This window comes from Kocuria oceani (assembly GCF_029524215.1).
Taxonomy (GTDB): Bacteria; Actinomycetota; Actinomycetes; order Actinomycetales; family Micrococcaceae; genus Kocuria; species Kocuria oceani.
The window spans coordinates 79,300-102,492 of record NZ_JARAMH010000015.1; the positions used below are offsets into that span (position 1 = coordinate 79,300).

Consider the following 23,193-nt stretch of genomic DNA (forward strand, 5'->3'; position numbering starts at 1 on the left):
CCGCGTAAGGCGTGTCTATGCAATCTGTGCCGTCTATGCCCAGCGCAGTCCGAGCATGGTGAGTGCCTGCTGGAGCTGCGGGGTGTCCGGGCTCAGGTCGAACTCCTCGAGCTTGAGCAGGTGTGAGCTGATCCGCGAGTCGTGGGGCTGCTCGTAGAGGCACCACAGGTCCAGTTCGTCGCCGTGGCGGGAGGCGAACTGGATGCCGTCGATGCCTTCCTGGAGGTACAGGTGGGCGGAGACGGATTGGGTGATGGATCGGGCTCCGGCGTTCTTGAGCAGCCCGGCGTCGAAGTCGTCGTAGCCGGCGTCCAGCGCGTCGCCGACGAACCGGGGGTAAAGGGCGGCGACGGTCTTGGCCGCACTCACCCGGCAGTACCGACCGCTCAGCACGGCGGAGGCGGCGCAGCGGGGCTCCAACCATGCCGGATCCAGGGTCCCTGGGGTCGTGGTGGGATACGCCCGGGCGTCCTGGGGGTCTTCGTCGATCTCCGTCAGGGCCGCGGCCAGGTGCTTGTCCTTACGTGCGAAGGCCAGGACCTCGAGCAGGCACGCCAGCAGGGACTCGCCCAGGTACAAGGTGCGGAACGTCCCGTGAGGGTCGTCCCAGCGGCCGTGGAAGCGCCCATCGGTGGCGTGTTCCCAGCCACTCCAGGCCAGCGGCTCGGGGCGGTACCCGACTCTGAACACCGGTTCCTGCGGGGCGTCGGTGATAGCCAGGCCCACCGTCATCGCGCCGAGGCGACGAAGGCCCGGGCCGCGGCGGTGACCTCGGGCACCGTGCGCTCCGGGTCGCCTTCCCGCAGCAGCCGGGCTGGGGCGCGGTCGCCCAGTTGCGGATTCATGCCGGTGAACCAGGCCTGGACCACCCCGGGGGCTTCGCGTTCGGCCAGCAGGGCGGCGATGTAGTAGGCATCGCGCAGCCGCTGTTTGACGGCCTCGGAGCCGGGCTCCCGTGTGCCGTCGACCCACTCCCGAACCGCACGGGTCTCTTTCACACCCCCGAGGTAGGCCACCAGGCGCGCACCCAGGATCTCACGCAATCCTTCGACGACCTGCGGAATGGACCACCGTTGCGAATCAACGTGGGCCTGAAGACCGGTACGCGGTGCCATGGGAGCAGTGGACATACCTCCATGATGCCCCCTTCCTCGCCAAATCCCCAGCACAATCCCCTATCAAATACCACCCCCAGCGACACCTCTCGTCCCTCTCTGCACCGCCGGCGCGGCGGGACAAATGCGATGGGGCCGCTCGGTCGGGTGCCACACCCGGTAGGGGTTGGGTTCGGAACGGTGCGGCCGCGGTCCTTGTGACCACAGGTGCGAGCACGGTAGGAACGACACCAGGGACGCTCGACGGGGAGCACCCGGAATGGGCAAGATCCATGGCCCTCCCCTACCCCGAACGGTGAACCGGGCCGCTCACGGTAGCCAGCCCCGCCGCGGTGCCCCAGCACCAGAAGAACATCCCTCGCCAGCCCCCAAGTGCTCCGGTGCTGTTCCGGCCAGGGGGTGTAGAACTGCCCGCCACAACGGAAAGCGATCGATGAACTCCACCAACCATGACCCCGGTACCTCCACACCGGATGACGAGAACCCACAGGACCGACCCACCTCGGACGCCACCACATCGGATGGGCTGGTCGATGCGGACACGGCCGAGAAGTTCCAGCAGGCCGTCGAACACCGCTTGAGCGAGCCGTCCCATGAAGAACCCGGCACCGAGGAGGAGCAGGCCGCTGACGCGGACCCGGACGAGGACAACCCGGTGTCCGTGGACAACCCGGAGTAATCCCTCACGTTCCTGCCCCTGGGGTTCTCCGCCCAGAGGCAGGGCGGGGCGCCACCACGTGGCGCGAGCCCCAGGCGGCGGGCCTGCACCGCGGGGCGCTCAGCACACCTGCCGGTGTCGGGGCGGGTCCGTGAGGTGAGAGCATCAGTGTCGTGCGCAGTTTCGGTGTCGAAGAAGAGCTCCTGCTGATCGAGTCGTCCTCCCTGCAGCTGATGCCGGTCGGGCAGTACGTGGTGGATCACCACGAGGAGCCCACCGCCACCGGGCACCGGCTCAGCGCGGAGTTCCAGCAAGAACAACTGGAAGTCATCAACCCCCCGTGCACCACTCTGGACGAGCAACTGGCCACCATCCGCACCGGGCGCACCCTGGCCGATACCGCCGCCCGAGAAGTCGGCGGGCGGGTGGTGGCGCTGGCCACCGCACCGGCCCCGGCCACCACCCACCTGGTCGCTGATCACCGTTTCGAACAGATCGCGGCCTGGGGCGGAATCACCGCCCGCCAGCAACTGACCGGTGGTTTCCACGTCCACGTCCAGATCGACTCCCGCGAAGAAGGCGTCGCGATTCTGGACCGGATCCGGATCTGGTTGCCGAGCCTGCTGGCGATCAGCAGCAACTCCCCGTTCTGGAACGGGGCCGACACCGGCTTCCACAGCTACCGGTACCAGCTCATGAACCGGTGGCCGGCTGCCGGGCCGAACGAGATCTTCGGCTCGGCGGCCGACTACGACCGCCACTGCCAGCAGCTGCTGGCCTCCCGGGCACTGCTGGACGCGGGCATGCTCTACTTCGACGCCCGTCTGAGCGCACATCACCCCACCGTGGAAATCCGAGTGGCTGATGTCTGCTGGGAGCCTGAGCACGCCGCGGTGCTCGCGACCCTGGTGCGGGCCCTGGCCGAGACCAGCGCCCGCCGCTGGCGGGCAGGACACCCGCCTCCCCCGGTGTCCGCCGGTGTGCTGCGGGCGTGGATGTGGCAGGCCAGCCGCTGCGGGCTGGAGAGCTACCTGGTCAACCCACACACCGGCACTCCCGCCCCCGCCGGAGACGTGGTGAGCCACCTGCTGGAACACCTGCACCCGGTGCTCACCGAATACGGCGAACACGACACGGTGCAGACCGTGCTCACCACCATTCTGCGAGAAGGCACCGGAGCCCACCACCAACGCCAAACCCATCACTCCGGCCAAGGCCTTACCGGAATTATCCACGCGGCACTGGCCGCCGCACCCCAGTGATCCTCAGGCGCGAACCGACACTGAATCGGAGCTTGAGTCCCCTTCCCAAGTCTCGCTCGCACCTGCTGACGAACCGATGACGCTCACATCAAGAGGGACCATCAGGCAGGCCAGCCGGTCCAGGTCCTGGGTGGAGGCGCGCGCGCACCAACCTCCGGATCAGGGTGCGCGGTGAAACCACCGTGGTCGGTGGCGGCAACAGTTCAGGGCGGGGGCGGTCGAGGGACTCTCCACGTCGCAGGAGATCTCTAGGATCGAAGCCAAGACGATGGATGTCCCACTGTGCGGGCTCCGCGTCCATCATCGACGGGGCGCGACACGGGCCCACGACAGAAGTGACCGATGGCCACCGGGAGGGAGGAATCGTATGCTGCGCGTCCTCATCCCCTACACCTTGTTCTGGGTCCGCCTCGGATACCGCATCTGGCACGGAGCCGCTTACTGGTTCCTGCGCATCATCCCGATGCCGCCCCTGGTACGTCATCACCTGGCCGGTGCCGCGGCACTGATCCCTTACCTGTGGATCGTGTGGGGCTTCACCCTGGTCCTCGACTTCACCTGGCGAGCCCATGTGATCGCCGGGCTGATCACCGCGTGGATGCTGCTGATCGTCCATCGGGTGGAGGTGGCCCGTGCAAGCCGATGATGTTGCCCGCTTCTACTCCCACGTCCTCAAAGGTCCCCACGCCGACTCGTGCTGGCTGTGGCTCGGGGCGATCAGTGACGACGGCTACGGCCGCTTCTGGATCAACACCGTAGGCGGTCAACGAGCCGTCGCCGCCCACCGCTTCTCCCTGGCCACCGTGCATGGCGGGCTGGCCGCGATCGACGGCCTGACCGCGCTGCACTGGTGCGACGTCCCGCTGTGCGTGCACGCCACCCTGGAGCCCTCCACGCACCTGCTGCTGGGGACACGGTCGGAAAATATGGCCGACCGGGCGATGAAGGGCCGGATGCCCTCGGCCACCGCTGCGCGGTGGCGCCGGCTGTCGAGGGCCGAGCGCGCGACCCGCTCTCGCCAGCTGCGCGAGGAACTCAAAACCCACGGTTGGGACGAGGGCCTGGTGCGCGAGCTCGTGCACGGCATCGATCCCGACCACCCCACCCTCTTCTAGCGCGTTCCGCTCCGACCCACACCCGGCTCGGGCCGCCCTCCAGCCCCGCGTCACTGTTGGCGGTGGCCTACCGCACGAGCGGCCACGAGAGGACGGGGCTGTGTGCGCTCTGGACTCAAGCTCACGGCTTCAACGACGCGATCTTGAATCAGGAGGGAGCCCTACGCGAGGTACAAGGGTTCCACCGCATCGAAGTCACACACTCACCGATGCTTGTGGCGCCGTCTGATCGGATTCATCAGCCACGTCGATGCCAGTGGAATCGTCGGTGGCATCGGATGACCTGGGAGCAAGGGAACCCTTGAGGAGGGCGCGGACCTCACTGACTGAAAGCTCCAGCCGTTGAGCGATCTCGGTGAGTCCGATCCGCTCCTCCTTCATGGCGGCGACCACGCGCGCCTGTGACGCGCTGGCTCGAGCAGCCTCCTGCTCGGCCTTGGCACGAATCTCCGCGATGCGCTGCTCGGCGCTCTCCATGATCTGTTCGGACTCGCCCTGGGCGAGGAAGAACTCCTCACCCCATGCCAACAAGCGCTGCTCTCGGGCCATCGATTCCGCGGCCGCCCGACGGGCCCGCTCCCGTGCTTCGGTCTTGGTCGCACTCTTCCGCGGTGCCATTCCACCCCTTCCACGACATGAACATGTTCACACGTATTCAAGCACCACTCCCCCACCGCCGACGACCAGCCCGCGGATGCGGGCGCGCCGCGGGGCGGCGCGACAGTGCTGTGAGCTTTCGCCGGTGGCTGTGGACCGGCTCCGGGATAAAGCCTCCGGTCCCTTCACCGGACCCACAGCCACCCGCGAAACCTCGACGCGGTTGTCCACCCGAAAACCACGCCTGGACAACCGCGGGGGCGGTGCCACCCAATCGACCTGTCAGCGTGGACAGCTGATGCTGCTTTGCCTGTCCTCGTTCCTCGTCCGCGCAGTGGCATCACCTGCCCACCCTTCCCAGGTCTCGTGGGCACCACCGCGTCACATCCGTGACGGACACTCTGGGTCGCTCCGACCCGATGACTCGCAAGCTCGCACCGGCCCTCCACGCCCTGCCAGAGCGTCACACCTCATGCATCATTGATAAATGAGGATGAAAACGCGATAGATTGCTTCTGTGATGACCGTCCACAAGCTCAGCGCTGGGGACGGTTATGCCTACTACACCTCCGAAGTGGCTTCCGCTGATGAGCTGCGCGCCGAAGGTCGGGAGCTGGGCGACTACTACACCGTGGAGGGCATGCCCCCGGGGCAGTGGGTGGCCCACTCCGAGGCCCTGCTGGGGGTCTCCGGGGAGGTCACTGAGGCGCAGATGGCGGCCCTGTTCGGGGAGGGCATCCGCCCGGACGCGGAGCGCATCATTGCCGCCGGCGGCACCGAGGCGGACGTGGCTCTGGGCCAGAAGTACCATCGCTATGCCAGTGCTGACACGGAGCTGACCCGGCGCCTGGAGGAGGAGATCGCCCGGCACGAACGCACCACCGGGGCGGCCCCGACCCGCGAGGAACGCCAAGCCATTCGCGGTCGCGTCGGTGGTCAGCTGTTCCGGGAAACGCACGGGCGCGACGTGCGGAACAAGGAGGAGCTGGGTCGGTTCATCACCTACCAGACCACCCCGAAGCAGCAGACCGTGGCCGGCTACGACCTGGTGTTCTCCCCGGCCAAGTCCGTCTCCCTGCTCTGGGCCCTGGGCGGAGACGAGGCCCGCAAGGCCGTCGAGACCGCGCACAACGAGGCCATTGCCGAGACCCTGAGCTTCCTGGAGCAGGAGGGTACTTACACCCGGCGCGGCCGCAACGGCGTGCGGCAGATCGACGTCGAGGGCGGGTTGGTGGCCACCCAGTTCCGCCACTACGACTCCCGCACCGGGGACCCGCACCTGCACGATCACGTGGTGATCGCCAACAAGGTTTTGGGCGCCGACGGGAAGTGGTCCTCACTGGACGGGCGCACCCTGTATCGGATGAATGTGGCCGCCTCGGAGACCTACAACGCGAAGGTGATGGAGAAGGTCACCGCGTCCCTCGGGGTCGCTGCGGTGCCGCGGATGGCCGGTGGGAACGAGCCGATCTATGAGATTGCCGGGGTGGACCTGGACGCGATCCACCACGCTTCCTCCCGCCGGGCTGACATTGCCGGCACCGTGGATCGGCTGGAGGCGGAGTTCACCGATCGCCACGGTTACGCCCCCAATGCCAAGCAGAAGATCGCCCTGGCCCAGCAAGCCACCCTGGAATCGAGGCCGGCGAAGAAGTCGGCTCGGCGCCTGTCGGAGCTGGTCGAGGCGTGGGGGCAGGAGTACGGGCAGCAGGTGCAGATGCCGGTCGGAGATGACCTGCTGGCCCATGTGCGGGCGGCCGCCACTGGGTTGCTGGCAGGCCCCGACGCGGCACAGATCGACGTTGCCGAGCACGCTCGTCTGGTGGTGCACGAGCTGTCCCAGAAGCGGTCCACCTGGAGTGTGAACCACGTTCAGGCTCAGACCCGCCGGCACCTGAAAGAGGCCATGATCGGGCGCACCGTGCCCGATGAGCTGGTGGCCGCGGTGGTGCGCGAGGCCACCAGCACGCACAGCCTGTCCGTCACCCCGCAGACCGATGTGCCGCGCCTGGCGGAGTTCACCCGCGCCGATGGCACCAGCCAGTTCATCCGTTCTGACGCCCACATTTACACCTCTCGGGAGGTCCTGGAGACCGAGCACCAGGTGCTCGCCGCCGCCCAGCGCACCGTCATTCCGGCCGTGTCGGCGGAGCGGTTCGAGGAGGTGCTGGCCGCCCACACCGGCCCGCTCAGTGAGGGGCAGGTGGCCTTGGCCCGTGCCTTCGCCACCGATGAGAAGCTGCTCTCCTTGGGCATCGGCCCGGCCGGTGCCGGTAAGACCACGAGCCTGTCCCTGGCCGCCGATGCGGTGCGCGCGACCGGCGGAAACGTCGTGGGCCTGGCCCCCACGGCTGCTGCCGCTGCCGTCATGTCGGAGGACATTGGAGCGCAGGCGACCACGATTGACGCCTTCCTGATCGCTCACCGCACCGGGCGCACCGGGGCGGCCCAGCTGCACGCCGGGGACGTGGTGGTCCTCGATGAGGTGGGCATGGTCACCACGCCCAAGCTGGCCGAGCTCGTGAGCGTGGCGGCCCGGCACGGGGCCGTGGTGCGCGCCATCGGGGATGACCGCCAGCTGGGCGCCATCGGTTCCGGTGGGGCGCTGCGCCTGCTGGACAATGAGGTGGGAGCGACCCGCCTGGAGGCCGTGCACCGCTTCCACACCGAGGGTGAGGCGGCCGCGTCTTTGGCACTGCGTGAGCCGCCCGCGGCCGGGGCGGACGTCCCGTGGGCCTGGTATCTGGAGAACCGCCGGGTGGTTGCCGGGGACACCGAGGCCATGACCGACACCGCGTTGCGCGCGTGGATCACCGACACCCAAGCGGGCAAGCGGTCCCTGCTGATCGCCACCGACAACGCCACCGTCACCGACCTCAACGCCCGGGCTCAGGCCGCCCGGATCGCCACCGGGCAGCTCGATGCGTCCGGGGATTCTGTGGTGCTGCGCGACGGGCTGACAGCCCACACCGGGGACGTCGTGGTGACCCGACGCAACGACCGGACCTTGGCGCTCAACGGCGGCCGCGATTTCGTGAAGAACAACGACGTGTGGACCGTTCAGAAGGTCGGGGCCGACAACGCCACGCTGCGCCACACCGGCCACGGTGGCAAGATCACCCTGGATGCCGAGTACCTGGCCAAACACGGTCAGCTCGGTTAGCCGAGGTTCTGCAAACGCACTCGCCTGTGAACATGCGCGTGCGCGCGGTTTCAGTCTACTCCCATCTGTGGACGGTGACCTTGCCGACTGTGCGGCCGTTCTCGACCAACTCGTGCGCCTCGCGGAGTGTGGTCGGTGAGATCGGCGCGAGTGTCGTTGTGGCCGTGGTGCGGATGCGGCCCTGATCTACAAGGTCAGCGACAGTGTTCAGGAGCTGGTGCTGTTCAATCATGTCCGGGGTCTGCCTGAGCGGGCGGGTGAACATCAGTTCCCAGTGCCAAGCGATGCTCTTGCCCTTGAGCGGGAACACGTCGCGCGGACCGTCGTCAATGGCGACAATATGCCCGAACGCTCGAACGATCCGCGCATAGGTTTCGATCTGCCCCGCGGAATGCGCGGTGAACAGCCAGTCCACGCCATCCTGCGCGACGGCGAGCACCTGCTCAGCCAGGTCGTCGCGGTGGTTCACCACATGCTCCGCGCCCAGGTTGCGCACCCAGGCGGAGCGTTCATCGTCGGAGGCGGTGGCGATCACGGTGACGTTCGGCAGGAGCGCGTCGGCCAGTGCCAGCATGATCGATCCGACTCCGCCGGTCGCGCCGATCACCAGCAGGGTGCCGGTCGAGTCCTCGGTAAGGGCGAGCCGCTCGAACAGGGTCTCCCAGGCGGTGATCGCCGTCAGCGGCAGCGCAGCAGCGTCGGCAAACGACAGCACCTGCGGCTTGCGCCCCGTAATCCGCTCATCCACAACATGCAGGCGCTGGTTCGTACCTGGCCGGTCGATGCTGCCCGCGTAGTACACCTCGTCACCCGGAGCGAACAGCGTCACCGCTGAGCCGACCTCGCGCACCGTACCGGCGGCGTCGAAGCCGAGCACCTTGAACCCGTTCGCAGGAGCGCCTTCCCGCAGTTTCACATCGACCGGGTTCACCGAGACCGCCTCGACCTCGACCAACAAGTCATGCGGTCCAAGTTCGGGCACCTCGACCTCGCGGGCGGTCAGCGCCTCGGGGTCGGTGGCGGGGAGGTTCTTCTCGTATCCGATCGCAGTCGTAGCCGTCATGCCAATTATGGTTCCCCAGACCTACTGGTTACCGTCAAGGCAACCTAGTACCCATCGGATACCATGAACGTATGAGTCAGACCGTGGATGAGTGCGACCGGAACGACGTGTACGCGGCCATGTGTCCGTGCCGCGACATGCTCGACCTGCTCGCCAACAAGTGGAGCGCCCTGGCCATCGGTGCGCTCGAAGACGGGCCGCAACGCAACGGGCAACTCAAACGACGCTTGGAAGGCGTCAGCCCCAAGGTGCTGTCCCAGACCCTCAAGCGTCTCGAAGACCACGGCCTGCTCACTCGCACCGTCTACCCCGAGGTTCCCGCTCGCGTGGAGTACGAACTTACTGACCTCGGACACAGCGCAGCCGCCCCGTTGAAGCATCTGCGCGACTGGGTTGAACACAACGTCGGAACCGACCAGTAGCGACCCCCTCGGCGCTACATCGAGCCAGGAGTCCCGGCCTCCGCGTAATACCGCGTCAACACAGACGAGGCGTCGCGGTCGCCGTCACCGGACACGACAGAGTTCAGCAGGTACCGGTACCCGTCACCGGTCGTCATCACCCTAATTGATAACGTCACACCTAGAAGGTGCGAAGTAACCGACGCGCGAGCACAGGAGCGCTTCTGTCATTTCGAAGGCGAGACTTCGCGCGATTGGGATTCGCCGGGCCATCCTTCTTCTCTTTCGTCGAACGTCACCGCAACACCGTGTCGCTGGGGTTCGTGAAATCTTCTTCCGGAAGCGAAACCCAGGTACTGCGCCATGAGGAACTCGCCGCAGCGATGCACAGGCGTTCGACAGTTCGGTCGCACGAACCGATCGTTTGTTAACGGACGGCACTGTACGTCGATCGAAAGTCGCGCCGACACCCCCTGCGAATTCGCGTCGCGGGATAGTTTGCCAGGATCCGGCGATCAGCGTGGTGCGCATCAAGGAGGTGCGCAGCGGCCTCAGCACGAGGAGCCTGCCCGCGAGGCCGACCACCCCGCCCCTAGGAACGGTAGGAGTGCGACGTCGGGGCGAGCTGGGGGCCACCCCCCGAGACCGAAAGTAGCACCGCAGCGACGATAAGCGCCACGCCAACCAGGGTGGTCGTCAGCTCCCCGACCAACGAACCGATCCATCCGCGTTCCTGGAGGTCTCGGAACATCCTTATGCTCAGCCCGAACGTTCCGTTCGAGCTGCGAACCGATCGTCTCGATGCGTCGTGGCAGACGCCTCAGCTGTCCACCGATGACCTGGAGTTGCACGCGGCCGTCGGCGAACATCTCCCTTGAGTCCATCGCCAGACGTATGAAATGAGGAGTTCGAGCAAGGGCCCGATCGACCAAGTCGTAGTCGGCAACGAGCTGGCACAGCGTTCCCTCGAGTGACACGAAGGAAACGACTGGCGTTCTCCTCCGCTGTTGGGGACGTCGGGTCGGCTGAAATAATGGCCGGGACGATACGGTGGCGAGTCAGAGCGCCGTGATCCACCGCGCGATCTCGTCAGCGAGCTCGTCGCTATTGTCTTCGACCATCAGCATGTGGCCGTTCCCAGCGAGAACAGGCAGTTCGGACGACCAGAAGGTGACGGCGGCGCCCTGATCGGTGAGCCAGGCCACGATGTCCTGATCCAGCTGCGAGGGGTGGTCGGTATCGGCTCCACCCGTGAAGACGAGAATCGGCTTGTTCGTGAACGCGTCGGTCGGCCCGATCCTCATTTGGCTCCCACCGATGTTCTGACGCTGATAAAGCATCCGGGCCGGGATCGGCCGAAGGGTGCGGCGGAACACCTCGATGCACTCGCGGGGGAACCGCCGGCTGGGTCCGATGGCCTTGTCGTTCACGAAGGCGCTTGTGGGTTCCCAGAAACCCATCTTCGGGATGGTCCAGTCGATGGCCGCTCCACGGATGGAGACCTCCTGGTCGGACTCCCTCACGATCTCGGGCACCGCCTGTACATTTCCAGGCGGGCCCGGAGCGACGGCTACGAGCCCGTCGATGAGATCGCCATGCGTCTCTAGGAGGCGGAAGCCAATCGGACCTGCCATCGAGTGCACGACCAGCACGACGTTCCGGCCGAGACCAGAGAGGAACACGCCCATCCCTCGGCACACGCTCTCATAGTCCAGCCGCGCAGACGCCGCACGATCATCGACGTGTTGGGCCGCCTCATAGGACAACCCCAGCCAGTCCACCACCAGCACACCGTAGCCAAGCGATACCAATCGTGCCGCCCAGCCCTGTCGGCCGTCGGGCGTCTCGAGATAGCACTCCTTCGAGACACCACCCCCGTGCACGAGGACGATCCACCGAGCAGGCGCACCCGACGGCGCCAGTTCGGTGTACGAGATCGGCGCGACGTCGTCTGGGCGTGAAATCGAATCCATAGCTTCCCCAGGCCTGTTAGGCAATGACGGCGTCGAGGGCCCGTGCGAGCCTCTCCGGATGCGTGAGCATCACCAAATGGCTTCCGTCGATCTCGATCGTGCGCGGACTATCAAGCCGCCCGGCCGCGGCCTGGTAGATCTCAGCGGGAACGGCCTGGTCCTGAGCGAGGAACACATAACTTGACGGGATGCTGCTCGCCCAGAACTGGTCGAGGCGGATCGGCTCATTGGACCAGCCTGCCGGCGTTGGGACGAGCCTCGGCTCGAGCGCGGCGAGCTGCTGCTGCTCGAACGGGGACATGTCCTGCATAGACGCGGCCCAGAGCTCAGGCGGCATGACGATGGTGTTGTCGTCGGACTGACTCGCAAGCGCCTTCATCGCTGCGACCAACGGATCGGGGAGCACGTCGTTAATGGTCTCGCCGTCGCGCAGCACCCAGGCGTCGACGAAGACGACCCGGCCGATGCGCTCGGGCATCGCCTCAGCGACGAGTTGGATGAGCGGACCTCCGCCGCTATGACCGACGAGCACGATGTCGAGCTGGGTGAGCTCTCTTACCTGATCGATCAGATCGCGCGCCATCATGCTCATCGTGACGCCGGAGCGGTCCACGTCACCGTCTTCGAGACCGCGCAGCGTCGGCGCGATCACCTCGTGCCCCATTCTGCGCAATTCGTCGGCGACGCCGTCCCACGCCCAGCCGCCTACCCATCCGCCGTGCACCAGTACGATCTGCATTGATCATCCTCTTCGCATATTTATCTGCTGAGCAGAACTTGTTCCTAACTAGAAGACACAATAGCTTGCGCGGCGCCAACAGTCCAGCATGGCTCGAGCTCTCTTCAGAACGCGCCGAACGACCCCTGCACCAGGTCGCAGGGGAAAGAGACGACGAGCCTTCAGGAGGTCAGGTCGGCCAGACGTACGGCTGCCTCATCGAGGAGTGCGACGAGGGTCTTCACCTTGCGGGGAGGCAAGCGGAACACCGGGGCAGATGCGTTGATCGCCAACCGCAGCCCGCTCGCCGAGGGAACGGCCACGGCCACCGAGGCCACGCCCTCCTCGCTCTCCTCCCGGTTCGTTGCATAGCCCTGCTTCGCGACAAGATCCAGTTGTGCGAGGAGCTCGGTCTTGGTACGGATCGACTGCGGAGTCACCTGTGAGAGTTGCTCGTCGGGGTAGAGACGGTCCAATTGTTCTCGCGGGAGCTGCGCCAGGAGAACCTTTCCCGTGGAGGTGCAATGGGCCGGCATCTCCTTGCCCAACCGTGAAGCGACTCGCACCGCCGTCGTCGGTTCCGCGACCGGGGTCGTGCCCGACGTGAACCAGATCCAGCTCAGCCCCGACATCGCCCGTACCGTTCCTCGACGCGCGCACGAGGTGCTCGGTATCGTGACCGAGAGCTGGAGCCCGCTCGGCCGCGGGCCCGAGCTGCGGGAGAACCCGACGATCGTGCAGATCGCGGCGGACGTCGGACGAACGGCGGCACAGGTGGTGCTCCGCTGGCACGTGCAGCAGGGCCTCGTGCCGGTGCCGAGATCGTCAGACCCCAAACGCCTGGTCGAGAACCTCTCGGTCTTCGACTTCCGCCTTAGCACCGACCAGATGGCCACGCTTGCGTCCCTCGACAACGGCGAAGCCGCCGCGCGGGACTCTGACCTGCCCGAGAACGGTCATTAGTCCACCAAGAACACCAAAATCGTCACCGATCTGGTAAATTCAGCGCGCTCTGGAGACGCAGCAGAACGCCTCGCGCGGCTCCTGGACATTCGACTACACGCAGGACCGGCTCTCCGCCATCATGCGCTGCACACACGACCGCTGCCTCGAGACCGCCGACGAATACGGCTCGCCAGGCTTGCCCGGTGGACTTCGGCGACTGCGCGAAGCAACTGACCGGCGGCGAAGGTGATGGCTCGAACGTAGGCGCGATCTGCCTTGCTCGCCTCACCTTCGGCTCGCTCGACAGCCGCGTCCAAACCATCGCGAAGTCGCGTGCACTGCAGATGGCGGCGAGGGAGAGAGTAAGTTCTGCAGTGTGCCCGATCGGGAACAGGGGGTGGGCTTTAGTACCCCTGCCCGAATTCGCGAAGTCTGGGCCACAGATCGCCGCCGACGACGCCGAAGACCCCTACGTCCGCCAGCATGCCGCCGAAGCCCTGCTTGAGATCAACGAAGACCGGAAAGTCAACGGCCGCTACCTCGCCGTCAAGACCCGACAGAACCTCGCCCGCCTCACCGACTTCGCCGAACACACCCGTCGGTTTCCCTGCCTCTTCCGCCTCGATCAACGCCACCTGTGCACCCCTATCAGCGGGAGCGAGGGTCTCGGGAAGCTTCTCAAGCCGACGGGCAACTCGCTCGGCAGTGCTTGCGAATCGGCGGTACGGACGACCCAACTGTTCGCTCGTGTTGGGGTCCTGGCCGTGCCCCATGAGACGGCGGAGCTGCTCCTCGCTGACCTCACCACCGGGTTCGACGGCGCCAGAAATGTACGCGAGACCCGATCCGAGCCATGAGCCCGGCGGCGTGCTGTTCAGTCGTTCAGCCGGTGGAGCCAGTAGCCGGGTTCGCGGCGCTCGTGGGCGTAGGCGAGGATCAGGATCGTGTCCGGCTCCACCGTGTAGACGATGCGGTACGGGTATCCGCGAACGGCCTTGCTGCGGATCACGGTGCCATCGTCAGCGGTCGTGAATGGTGGGGCGGCGTTCGGCCATTGGTCGAGGTCTTTCCGGGCTTGCCTTGCTCGGTCGATGAGCGCAAGGCCGATCCCTGGCTCCTGGTCTTCGTACCAGCGCACGGCGGCGTCGAACTCCGCGACGGCCTCGGGGTGCTCTCGCTGGGCCAAGGTCATGCGGTGAGCAAGGCGCGCAAACGCTCGTAGTGCTCGTCGGCATCCACCAGATCGACCGCACCCTCACGCACCTCGGCCAGTCGCCGGGTAGCCTCGGCACGCCAGGCTGCATCGACCTCGCTCTCGTCGTCTGCATCATGGAGGCTTTCGAGCAGGGCGTTAGCGACGACCGCGCGCTGATCGGCGTCGAGCGCGAGGCCGTCTCGGATCAGAGTTGCGGTGTCGGGTGTCATGTATTCAAGTGTACGTCGAACGGCCGACAATCGCGCTGGGCGTCTGTGGCTCGGGTTGCGGGGCTGCTGTGAACGTCACGCCGACGCGACGTGCTGCTGATGCTCATAGGCCGCGTGCTGGCCCGTCATGTCGCGGGTCGTTGCGCCGCGGGTCGCGTTCGGTCGGCTCGCGGAGTTGCCGTTCGCGTTCGGCGAGTGCTTGCTGCCTTGCTTCGTGCTCGGCGCGGGTGGTTTCGATCCGTGCGGCGGCGTCGCGGATCGGTAGCGCGCGGAGGTAGTCGGCCTCGGCTCGGAGCGCGGTGGCTTGCTGGTGCGCCTGTCCTGCTTGCTGTGCTGGGTTCGGCAGTCGCATCCCGACCCGGTGGCGCATCACCGCCTGCGGCCCGTACTCGCTGACCAGCAACGCCCGGCGTTCCTGCTCGTGCCGCTGCCGCAACTCGTCACGGTCGGCTCGCGCGGCCTCGACGTGCTGGGCGGCGTCGATCACGCGGGGATCGGCCTCGGCGCGACGCTCGGCCTGTCGTGCCGCCCACTCGGGCAGGGTGTCGGTGGTGCGGGGTGGTTCGCCCCATGTTTCGCGCACCCGTGCCCGAACCGTCCGGGTGTGCTCGCTCGTCTGGCGGTGCTCCGCGCGGGCCTTGCGCCTGCCGAGCCTGCCGACGGTGGCGAGTCGGCTGCTTGCGGCGGCCTCGCGCTCGACAGCATCGAGATAGGTGGTGCCGTCTGCCTCGGCCTGCACCGTCAACGGTTCCGCGATTTCGGCACGGATGCGCGCCGCCTCGTCCTCGGCGTGGCGGAGCACGTCGGCGTGCTCGTCGTCCTCGGTCTTGTGTGTTGCGCGCTGGGCGTCGAACCTGGCAGCGGTCTGCTCCCAGCGTTCCGCCGCACGTTCGGCTCGTTCGGCTTCGGCGGTGAGGCGGGCGAGTTCTTCGGTGATGAGCTGCACGGGGCCATCGCTGACGAGGCCTTGCACGGCGTCGATGGCTTGGGCGGTGGCGTGGTCGAGGCCACGGTCTGCCGGGTCGCGTTCCATCGCCTCAACGAACCGCGCCCGCGCATCCGCCATATCAGCGGCGACGACGTGGAGTTGGTTCTGTTGGCGGCCTCTCGTCATGCCGACGTAGACGCCTGCCGCGCTCGTCGCCTCCGACAAGGCCGTGTGGGAGGCATCGACGGTTGCGCCTTGGACGCCGTAGGCGGTCGCGGCATACGACAGGTGCGCCCACTCGCTCACGTACTCGGCGGGGAGGGCGACGGTGCGGCTGTGCTTGCCTCCGCCGCTGACTTCGCGGGCGTAGACGCTGCCCTCGTCGGTCACATGCTGCACGATCCATTGCTGCCGGTTTGCCACGCCGAGGTCGCTGCTGTTCTTCCGGGTCTGGATCAGGTCGCCAGCGCCGATGCTCAGCCCGTCGCTGCCGGTCGTCGTCATAGTGTCGTCGACCTCGCCGCGCTCGACCCGCCCGGCGCGGATGTGCTCGTTCAGCTCGGTGGCCTCGTCGTTGGTGGCGACGGTGATCGCTTCGCCGTCGTGGGCGTGGGCGGTGATGTGCTCGCGGGCCGCTTCCTCGTCGGCATGCAAGGTCACGAGGCCCATCGTGGCGAGTCGGTCGAACACGTCGCCGGGGTGCTCCCGGTCACGCATGACCAACGTCAACGCCGCATACTCGGCATCGGTGAACCTGTGGAGTTCGGTCATGTCGTAGGTACGGCCACGAATCTGGGCGGCCATGTCGAGCACCCCGCCGCGCCCGACCGCCGGGAGCTGCGCCCGGTCGCCCACGAACGCGACCGACGCGCCTGCCTCGGCGGTGACGGTCAGCAGAGCGAGGGCGGTGTCCTGGTCGAGCATCCCCGCTTCGTCCACGATCACCCGCTCACCCCGCGACAGCACGGCGTCGTTTGGTGGGCCGGTGTAGATGTTCCCGGTTGCAGGGTCGGTGTCGCCGGGTGCGAGGCGTGTCCATACGCCGTCCTCGTTCCACCGCCACCCATGCGCATACACGAGCGCCGCGACGGAGGTTGCGGGCACGCCGAGTTCTTCGTGGGCGACCTGCGCCGCACGCAACGTCGGCGCAACCACCCGCGAGGATCGCCCGTGCTCGGCTGCAACCTCGATGGCGACGCCGAGCATGGTGGTCTTGCCTGCGCCCGCCGCGCCCTCGACAATCACGAGCGGGTTGGTCGAGGCGACGGCAGCGGCGGCCACGGTCTGCCCGGTGTCGAGTCCGGCGGCTTGCGCAGCGTCGGTCACGTCGGGGTGCTTCGGCTCCCGTTCCGGCGTCGCGGCGGTGAGTTGGTCGCGGAGTGCGGTCTCGGCGGCGACGACGCCAAGGCTGGTGAGGTGGGCGACGTGCTCGGGTTGCACCATGCCCGGCGGCAGCACCGAGAAACAATCCGAGGCGGCGAGTCCGGTGGCGAGGTCGATGAACTCGCGCAACTCCGCCGGGGTCGCTTGCACGCCTGCCTCGGTGGTGATGCGGGTGACGTGCTCTCGCACGGTGTGCGGTGTCCAGGTCGATGCAGCCGCCGCGCAGCGATCCAGCGCACGACTGGCGACCTGTTGCACGCTGAGGTCATCCAGCGATGCCGGCGCAACGGTGTCGGGGTGCTGCAAGCTCTCGGGGTGGTAGCCGGCGTCTCGGAGTTCCTGCTGCCACCACTGCTCGTTCTTCAAGTCCGCCGGTTTCTTGCCGGGCCGCTGGAACGCCCACGCCGCGTCCTGCATCCGAGCGGTCAACACCGGGCCGGGCGTCTCGCCGGGATGCTTCGCTTGCCACTCGGCCTCCATGCGTTCCAGGTTGCGTCTGATCTGCGCCGACCGCTTCGACATGACGGCGTTGAACGGCTCCAACTCCACAACCTCACCGCTTACGGGGTCGAGGGTCAGGCCATGCTCGGAGAGCGTGGCGGCGAGCTGGGGGTGCGCGGCGATCACCGCCGTACCGAGAGCACGGATCGCGCCCTGCTGCTGGAACAACGCCGCCGTGGTCAGCGCCCGCCACTTCCCGCCCGCCCACACCCTCGTGCCAATCTGGAAATGGATATGCCGGTGCGGATCACCCGCACGACTCGTCTTGTGCGTGATCGCGACGGTCTGCATGTGCTCGACCGGCAGCACCTCCTGCGCGCCGCGCGGCCCCGCCAACGTGACCGAATGCTGACCAAGGAAGTGCTGAATCTCCCGCGCCGCATCCCGCTGCGTCGCGTCCAACGCCTCGGACACGTCCGGGTGGAGTGCGGCGGCGACCGACAGGCTCTTCGGCGCGTTGATCGTCATCTCCGCGAACAACGGCGACCCCCGACGCACCTTGCCCGGCTTGCGCGGGGTACCCATCGACTCCCCGGTGTCCGGGTTCACCCAATCGACCCAGGCTTCGTACTCATCCGCCGACAGCGACCGAGCAGCGGTGACCTCGCCGGTCGCGTCGATCACGGCGTACTCGGCCACGGCCTGGTCTGCGCCGAGGTAGTACTCGTCAGCGCGGGAGCGGTCGGCCTCGACATAGGCGCGCGCGGCAGCACCGCTGCCGTGGAACAGCTTCACTCCACCCTTCACTCTGGCCTCCCTCACGAGTCGTCTCGTGAGAGAGGTGCGCACTACGGCCCCGCCGTAAAATACGTGCCTCACTGAGATAGGGGGCAGATGACTGATGGAGCCGAGCGTCAGCGCGAGAGCGTCGCACAGAGTGTCGCTGGCAAGAGTTGGCGTCACAAAGTTCGAGGGAACTTTCGGAGTTCGGTTCGATGAAGTGACTAGTCTTCTCGGCGAACTTCGTGACCTGATTACTGCCCGATGAGTCTTCGGGCAGCGGTGACGACGGAGGCACGGCGGCGTGCGTGTTCGGCGTCGCTCTCGGCTCCGGTGATCATGCGGGCGACCTGCGGTACCGCTGACCACCATCCGGCGAGTGAGAGCACGAGGAACATCAGGTGGTCGGCGTCGAGGTCGCTCGTTACTGTGCCCTTGGCCTGTCCGTCGGTCATGGCGGCGACTTTGTATCCGTAGTATTCGCGCCGCTCGGCCTCGTCGGGTACTTCGGTGTCGAAGACGAGCCCTTCCCAGCGCATGAGCCTGCCGAGTTCGGGGTGCTCGCGGTGGTAGTCGTAGACGCGCCCGGCGTAGTCGCCCACGTCCTCGGTTGCGAATGATTCGACGGGCACGTCGCGGGCTACCTTCGCCAGTTCCTCGCGCAGTACGGTGGCGAAAAGTCTGTCCTTGCCCCCGAAGTGCGTGTAGACGCGCTCCTTGTTCACCCCGGCGGCCTTGGCGATGCGCTCGATGGTCGTGCCGTGCGGCCCGTGCGCGGCGAACTCGGCCACCGCCGCGTCGAGGATGCGGCGCTTCCTGCCCTCAACATCCCAGCCCATCGTTCCCACCTCCCGTCTCGTGCGGTAAACCCAACGCTCACGTTGCGTCTTCGCGGTTAGCCTACTACAGTCAAATCCAACGGAAACGTTGGATTTGGAGTGGTGGTGTCTGCGAACTCGACGGAACAGATAGCGGGAGCAGGCGAGGCGCGCGAGCACCCGGCAGGGAACGGCGTGGTCGTGCTGCTCGTGGTCACGGCGCTGCTGGTGCTCACGCAGTTGTACGCGGCAATCCCGCTGATCGCCCCGATCGGTGCGGAACTCGGCTCTGATGTGACGTTCGCGCTCTCGACGGTGTTCAGCGTGTGCTATGCGGTCGGGTTCCTGATCTGGGGGCCGTTGGCCGATCAGTACGGGCGGAAGCGGATCATGCTCATCGGCCTGGTGTATCTCACCGTCGCGACCATCGCCTGCGGCTTCGCCTCCACGGTGCCGATGCTTGCTGCGCTGCGCGGGGTGCAGGGGGTGATGGCGTCGAGTTTCGCGCCGGTTGCGCTCGCGTATCTGGCCGAAGCGACCCCGCTGAAGCGTCGGGCAACGGCGATCGGGGCCATGTCGACGGCATTCCTCGTTGCCGGGATCGCAGGCCAAGTACTCGCCTCCGCGCTCAGCCTGACGTTGGGCTGGCAGTGGGTGTTCATCCTCTCCGGCATCATGCTCGGCCTCGGCATGATCGGCGTCGCCGTGCTCGTCACCGAGCCGCACAGTCGCAGAGACGATGCGAGCCTGGTGCGTCGCTTCGCCGTAGTCGGGAGGGTCGCCACACGCCCCTCGGTGCTGCTACTGAGCCTCGCGCACCTAACGCTGCTGTTGTCGTTCGTCGGCATGTACACCGGCCTCGGCCCGCACCTGACCGACCTCTGCCTGGACTCATCGCAGGTGATCTGGCTCCGCCTCGTCGGGCTGCCGGGCATGTTCGCCTCCCTCTTCGCGGGCGCTATTGCGAAGCGTCTCGGCGGCGCGGGGGTTGCACGTGCCGGGTTCGCCCTCGCCGCGATTGGGCTGCTGATCGAAGCCGCACTCTCGGCATCCCTCGCGGGCACGGCGCTGGCGAGTCTCGTGTGAGTCACTGGGGTCGCGCTCGCGGTGCCCGCGATGATCACCCTGTTCGGCGAGACCGCCGCCCCGAACCGGGCCGGTGGGATGGCGCTCAACGGATTCGTGCTGTTCCTCGGTGCCAGCGTCGGCCCACTCACTGCCTACCTGGGCTTGGACTTCCCGATCCTGCTCGTCAGTCTCGCCGCGCTCATGGTGCTCGCCGTCGCCAGCCTCACCGGGTTCGCCCGACTCACCCGCACGCCCGCTTCGGAGGTACCTGTATGACTCGCATCCTGATTCTCGGCGCGACCGGGCGCACCGGAGCCGCCATCCTCGCTCATCTCCCCGCAGGCATCGAGGCGACCGCTGCGCTGCGCGATCCGGCAGACACCACGCGGCTCGCCAAGACTGCTGCATCGCTGACCTCCACGGTCGTGAACATCGCTGAGAACGCCAGTCTCACGCAAGCAATGCACGGCATCGACGTCGTCATGAACGCGATCCGACTGCGTGAGGACATCGCCCCGACCGAACTCGTGGCCGTACATGATCGACTCATCGAGGCAAGCACCAAGGCCAACGGCGCTCCGGCCCGGATCGTCACGGTCGGCGGAGCAGGAGCACTCCGACTCCCTGGAGACAGACGGTTCTGGCAAGACCCCCGGTTCCCAGAACCCACACTGCCGCGCGGGAGAGCACACGCCATGCTGCGCGACCACCTCGAAGCGGGCAACGCAGGATCAGAATGGGCGTATCTGATCCCGCCGCCCGTCTACGAACCGGAGGGGCCGACGACAGCACGCTGGGAACGAGTCTCCCCTTCCACAGACGAGACTGCGTTCACCCGACAAGCGATCAGTTATGCCGACTTCGGAGCGGCAGTCGCGGAGACTTCCACCAAGGACGACACTCGCACGCAACTCATCGCATGGCCCAGTGAACTGACAGAAAAGCACCCGATGAGTGGATAGGCGCATCTCCCCGCCGTTGTCGGCTCGGACACGGACGACGCATCGACCTGTGGGCCTGGCGGCGTACAACGTTGTCCGGCTCGTTGTGATCCGTGACGGCACGGCCATCGTGTTCAGCGAGTTCGGACAGCAACCCGTCAGCTTTGGCGACGCGGTGCTGCTGGGGCCGAGCGTGCTGTTCGGCGTCGAACCCGAGGGGCGGGTCACCTATACGACGGTCTACATCGACACCGACATGGCGCTGGATCAGTTCTTCTGGCAACACTCCGCGATCTTGCACGACCGCCTCGACGCCCACGACTTCGCGGGAAAGGTGTACACCGAACCTGCCCAGGTACTGCACCTGGGCCGGGATCGAGCCGGGCGGTTGTTGCCGTGGCTGGACGAGCTGGTCGCCCTCACCGTCGAGGGCAAGTACCTGGAACGGTTCCATCGGATGCAGGCGCTCTGGTTCCTCATCACCGATGTGATCGCGCCGTGCATCCGCGTCTCGACGGTGCGGCTGACCCGGCTGCAACGTGCCCGCGCTCGCCCGTTCTCCGCTCGAAGTCGGGTGCCTGAACCGTTGCGTCGTGAGGCGATGCTGGTGCGCGACGCGCTGCACAGCCGGATCACGCACCCGTGGACGCTCGCGGAACTGGCAGCCCTGGTGCGGCTCTCTCCGAAGCACCTGGTGCGCGTGTTCACGGACACGTTCGGGAAGACCCCGACCGCCTACCTGGTGATGCTCCGCGTGCAAGAGATGGCGCGGCTCCTACGCGAGACGAACATCACCGTCACCGCCACCGGGCAGCGGGTGGGGTGGCGGAGCCGGTCGCGCGCGGTAGAAGCATCCACAGCGCACACCGGAGTGACACCGAGCCGCTACCGAGACATGCGCCCGCTCATGACCGACCTCCCATGACCGAGCCGGTCGCGCTGCCCGGCAAAGTGCCGGAGTGACCGGGAAACGCCCGGCCTGCTCGTCTCCTGCTTCGCCGCGACCGCCGGTGCTTGGTAGGCCGGTTCTTCCCCCTGGTTGCTCGGGGGTGGTCAGAGAAGGGAGGTCGTCATGTCGCTGCTACTCGAACGCCCGGCGACCACGCCGACCGGTCATGAGCCTACAAGGACGCCGCAGTCGCCGCACCCCGCGATAGTGCAGCCGGTCGAGCCGTGGAGTTGCGTCTATGTCACCAGCATCCGTCACCGTCGCATATTGGCGGCGACCGCCTATGACTGTGTGCGCTTCGTGGTCGTGCGCGACGGCTCGATCATCCTCACCGATGCCGATGCCGATGCCGATGCGGGCGGGTCGGCGTCGGTGGGTGATGTGGTGCTGGTCGCCCCGAACGTCGAGTTCGGGTACGAACCCGAGGGCACCGTCACGGTGAGGACAGTGGCAGTGGATACCGATTACTGGTCGAGCAGTTGTTCTGGCAGCACCTCGACGTGCTCGCGGACGGCGAAGCCGCACGCGACCTCGCAACTCACCTGTATCCCGATCCGGTGCAGGTGCTGCGCGTCGGAGAATCGCAGGCCGAACGGCTCGGGCCGATCCTCGATGAACTCGCCACACTCACCGGCGAAGACCAATCGCCGCGCGGCTACTTCCGTGCGTATGCGCTGCTGTTCACGGTGCTCGCCGCCATCGCGCCGCTGGTTCGTCACGCGCCGGTGGAGGTGCCGCCGCTGACCTCTCGGCAGCGGGCCGTGCGGGTCGCGCCTCCCCGGTGGCGGGAGTTCAAGCCGGTGCGCCGCGAGATTATGCGCACGGCGGCGCTCATGCAGAGCAACATCGCCAGGCAGTGGCCGCTCACCGAACTGGACGCGCACGCCTGCCTGTCGCCGAGTCAGCTCAATCGGGTGTTCAAGGACTCGTTCGGGGTGACGCCGCCGGTGTACCTGTCGATCCTGCGCGTACAGGAGATGGCGCGCCTGATCCGCGAAACCGATCTGCTCATCGGCACGATCACCGAACGGGTCGGCTGGTGCCACCACTGCGGGCAAGCCTCGCGCATCTTCCGCCGCTACATGGGCGTGACCCCCATCGAGTACCGGCGCTACGGCCCACCGTCCGCGAGCCGGGCGGGGCCGGGCGTCGGCATCGCCACCGCACGCGCCGACGACTCCCGTGGGAACGGGTGCGCACCTACCTACTGACACCTGCCCACACGACCGGAGGAACCCGACGATGAGCACCGCCACCACGCGACCGCGATACGCTCCGGCGCGCCTGCATGTCGGGGTGGGGGTGACGGTTCCGGCAAATTGCCGGAACCGTGCGACCAGGGCTTTTACTCCCGGCCGGGGTGGTTCCGTCGAATCGGCGGCACCACACTCGCGGGGCGACGGTCGGGGAAAATTTCCCACACCGTCCAGCCTGCGACCTCGGCCCGCTG

At 67.1% G+C, this 23,193-nt stretch carries 25 protein-coding genes; 13 read left to right on the forward strand and 12 right to left on the reverse strand.

All coding sequences use genetic code 11. The features are described from left to right. Positions 1-33 precede the first annotated feature (33 nt). Both PU704_RS15275 and PU704_RS15280 read right to left on the reverse strand, forming a co-directional pair. Entirely contained in the window at positions 34-732 is a 699-nt protein-coding gene (locus tag PU704_RS15275) for an RES domain-containing protein (protein ID WP_277551932.1), read from the reverse strand. Beyond that, positions 729-1,115: a hypothetical protein gene (locus PU704_RS15280; RefSeq protein ID WP_277551933.1), complete on the reverse strand. Its 387-nt coding sequence runs from the start codon at positions 1,113-1,115 to the stop codon at positions 729-731. Before PU704_RS15280 ends, PU704_RS15275 begins: the two co-directional genes overlap by 4 nt. 433 nt (positions 1,116-1,548) lie before the next feature. Between PU704_RS15280 and PU704_RS15285 the strand changes: the two genes are divergently transcribed. From PU704_RS15285 to PU704_RS15300, 4 genes are all read left to right on the forward strand, one after another. Next, positions 1,549-1,794: a hypothetical protein gene (locus PU704_RS15285; protein ID WP_277551934.1), complete on the forward strand. Its 246-nt coding sequence runs from the start codon at positions 1,549-1,551 to the stop codon at positions 1,792-1,794. A 152-nt stretch (positions 1,795-1,946) separates the two neighbouring features. Then, complete coding sequence (locus PU704_RS15290) at positions 1,947-3,035, forward strand: glutamate--cysteine ligase (protein WP_277551935.1); 1,089 nt, start codon at positions 1,947-1,949, stop codon at positions 3,033-3,035. A gap of 367 nt (positions 3,036-3,402) precedes the next feature. Further along, a complete protein-coding gene (locus tag PU704_RS15295; protein ID WP_277551936.1) occupies positions 3,403-3,681 on the forward strand; it encodes a hypothetical protein in 279 nt (92 codons plus the stop codon). Continuing rightward, complete coding sequence (locus tag PU704_RS15300) at positions 3,668-4,150, forward strand: hypothetical protein (RefSeq protein WP_277551937.1); 483 nt, start codon at positions 3,668-3,670, stop codon at positions 4,148-4,150. The genes PU704_RS15295 and PU704_RS15300 overlap by 14 nt, the downstream gene beginning before the upstream one ends. Before the next feature lie 195 nt (positions 4,151-4,345). Here the strand turns inward: PU704_RS15300 and PU704_RS15305 are convergent, their stop codons facing one another. After that, positions 4,346-4,699: a hypothetical protein gene (locus PU704_RS15305; protein WP_277551938.1), complete on the reverse strand. Its 354-nt coding sequence runs from the start codon at positions 4,697-4,699 to the stop codon at positions 4,346-4,348. Positions 4,700-5,267: 568 nt separating this feature from the next. Between PU704_RS15305 and mobF (PU704_RS15310) the strand changes: the two genes are divergently transcribed. Then, positions 5,268-7,910 carry a MobF family relaxase gene (mobF, locus tag PU704_RS15310; RefSeq protein ID WP_277551939.1) on the forward strand — a complete coding sequence of 881 codons (2,643 nt, stop codon included), beginning with the start codon at positions 5,268-5,270 and terminating at the stop codon, positions 7,908-7,910. A gap of 55 nt (positions 7,911-7,965) precedes the next feature. Here the strand turns inward: mobF (PU704_RS15310) and PU704_RS15315 are convergent, their stop codons facing one another. Then, the gene (locus PU704_RS15315) at positions 7,966-8,973 is read right to left on the reverse strand and encodes a zinc-binding alcohol dehydrogenase family protein (protein WP_024476678.1); all 1,008 of its coding nucleotides are present in this window, start codon (positions 8,971-8,973) and stop codon (positions 7,966-7,968) included. Positions 8,974-9,044: 71 nt separating this feature from the next. Here PU704_RS15315 and PU704_RS15320 point away from each other — a divergent pair, with 71 nt between their 5' ends. Continuing rightward, a complete protein-coding gene (locus tag PU704_RS15320; protein ID WP_024476679.1) occupies positions 9,045-9,395 on the forward strand; it encodes a winged helix-turn-helix transcriptional regulator in 351 nt (116 codons plus the stop codon). 1,037 nt (positions 9,396-10,432) lie between these two features. Here the strand turns inward: PU704_RS15320 and PU704_RS15325 are convergent. The 3 genes from PU704_RS15325 to PU704_RS15335 form a co-directional block, all read right to left on the reverse strand. Next, complete coding sequence (locus PU704_RS15325) at positions 10,433-11,347, reverse strand: alpha/beta fold hydrolase (protein ID WP_024476680.1); 915 nt, start codon at positions 11,345-11,347, stop codon at positions 10,433-10,435. Between the two features lie 16 nt (positions 11,348-11,363). Further along, on the reverse strand, positions 11,364-12,086 hold the full coding sequence (locus PU704_RS15330) for an alpha/beta fold hydrolase (RefSeq protein ID WP_024476681.1): 723 nt from the start codon (positions 12,084-12,086) through the stop codon (positions 11,364-11,366). Between the two features lie 161 nt (positions 12,087-12,247). Further along, positions 12,248-12,697: an IclR family transcriptional regulator gene (locus PU704_RS15335; protein WP_084423838.1), complete on the reverse strand. Its 450-nt coding sequence runs from the start codon at positions 12,695-12,697 to the stop codon at positions 12,248-12,250. Here PU704_RS15335 and PU704_RS15340 point away from each other — a divergent pair. Together PU704_RS15340 and PU704_RS20010 are read left to right on the forward strand one after the other, a co-directional pair. Continuing rightward, positions 12,579-13,028 (forward strand): aldo/keto reductase, encoded by a 450-nt coding sequence (locus tag PU704_RS15340; protein ID WP_024476682.1) that lies wholly within the window; start codon positions 12,579-12,581, stop codon positions 13,026-13,028. The genes PU704_RS15335 and PU704_RS15340 overlap by 119 nt on opposite strands. A 49-nt stretch (positions 13,029-13,077) precedes the next feature. Beyond that, complete coding sequence (locus PU704_RS20010; protein WP_168212703.1) at positions 13,078-13,260, forward strand: hypothetical protein; 183 nt, start codon at positions 13,078-13,080, stop codon at positions 13,258-13,260. A gap of 154 nt (positions 13,261-13,414) precedes the next feature. Here PU704_RS20010 and PU704_RS15345 read toward each other — a convergent pair whose 3' ends face one another. From PU704_RS15345 to PU704_RS15365, 5 genes are all read right to left on the reverse strand, one after another. Further along, positions 13,415-13,993, reverse strand: a complete 579-nt coding sequence (locus PU704_RS15345; RefSeq protein ID WP_174524654.1) for a relaxase domain-containing protein — start codon at positions 13,991-13,993, stop codon at positions 13,415-13,417. Beyond that, entirely contained in the window at positions 13,885-14,202 is a 318-nt protein-coding gene (locus PU704_RS15350; protein ID WP_024476684.1) for a type II toxin-antitoxin system RelE/ParE family toxin, read from the reverse strand. Before PU704_RS15350 ends, PU704_RS15345 begins: the two co-directional genes overlap by 109 nt. Continuing rightward, positions 14,199-14,435 carry an addiction module protein gene (locus PU704_RS15355; protein WP_024476685.1) on the reverse strand — a complete coding sequence of 79 codons (237 nt, stop codon included), beginning with the start codon at positions 14,433-14,435 and terminating at the stop codon, positions 14,199-14,201. Before PU704_RS15355 ends, PU704_RS15350 begins: the two co-directional genes overlap by 4 nt. Positions 14,436-14,538: 103 nt before the next feature. Continuing rightward, positions 14,539-17,982 carry a MobF family relaxase gene (mobF, locus tag PU704_RS15360; RefSeq protein WP_200951266.1) on the reverse strand — a complete coding sequence of 1,148 codons (3,444 nt, stop codon included), beginning with the start codon at positions 17,980-17,982 and terminating at the stop codon, positions 14,539-14,541. A gap of 239 nt (positions 17,983-18,221) precedes the next feature. Continuing rightward, a complete protein-coding gene (locus tag PU704_RS15365) occupies positions 18,222-18,806 on the reverse strand; it encodes a TetR/AcrR family transcriptional regulator (protein ID WP_024476687.1) in 585 nt (194 codons plus the stop codon). Between the two features lie 174 nt (positions 18,807-18,980). Here PU704_RS15365 and PU704_RS15370 point away from each other — a divergent pair, with 174 nt between their 5' ends. The 5 genes from PU704_RS15370 (at position 18,981) to PU704_RS15390 (ending at position 22,954) form a co-directional block, all read left to right on the forward strand. Beyond that, positions 18,981-19,871, forward strand: a complete 891-nt coding sequence (locus PU704_RS15370; protein WP_197425748.1) for an MFS transporter — start codon at positions 18,981-18,983, stop codon at positions 19,869-19,871. A gap of 30 nt (positions 19,872-19,901) precedes the next feature. After that, positions 19,902-20,129 carry a hypothetical protein gene (locus PU704_RS15375; protein WP_197425747.1) on the forward strand — a complete coding sequence of 76 codons (228 nt, stop codon included), beginning with the start codon at positions 19,902-19,904 and terminating at the stop codon, positions 20,127-20,129. After that, positions 20,126-20,815, forward strand: a complete 690-nt coding sequence (locus PU704_RS15380) for an NAD(P)-dependent oxidoreductase (protein WP_024476688.1) — start codon at positions 20,126-20,128, stop codon at positions 20,813-20,815. Before PU704_RS15375 ends, PU704_RS15380 begins: the two co-directional genes overlap by 4 nt. A gap of 49 nt (positions 20,816-20,864) precedes the next feature. After that, positions 20,865-21,719: a helix-turn-helix transcriptional regulator gene (locus tag PU704_RS15385; protein WP_024476689.1), complete on the forward strand. Its 855-nt coding sequence runs from the start codon at positions 20,865-20,867 to the stop codon at positions 21,717-21,719. A 503-nt stretch (positions 21,720-22,222) separates the two neighbouring features. Then, positions 22,223-22,954, forward strand: coding sequence for a helix-turn-helix transcriptional regulator (locus tag PU704_RS15390; protein ID WP_051317669.1), 732 nt, complete (start codon positions 22,223-22,225; stop codon positions 22,952-22,954). Positions 22,955-23,193 lie beyond the last annotated feature (239 nt).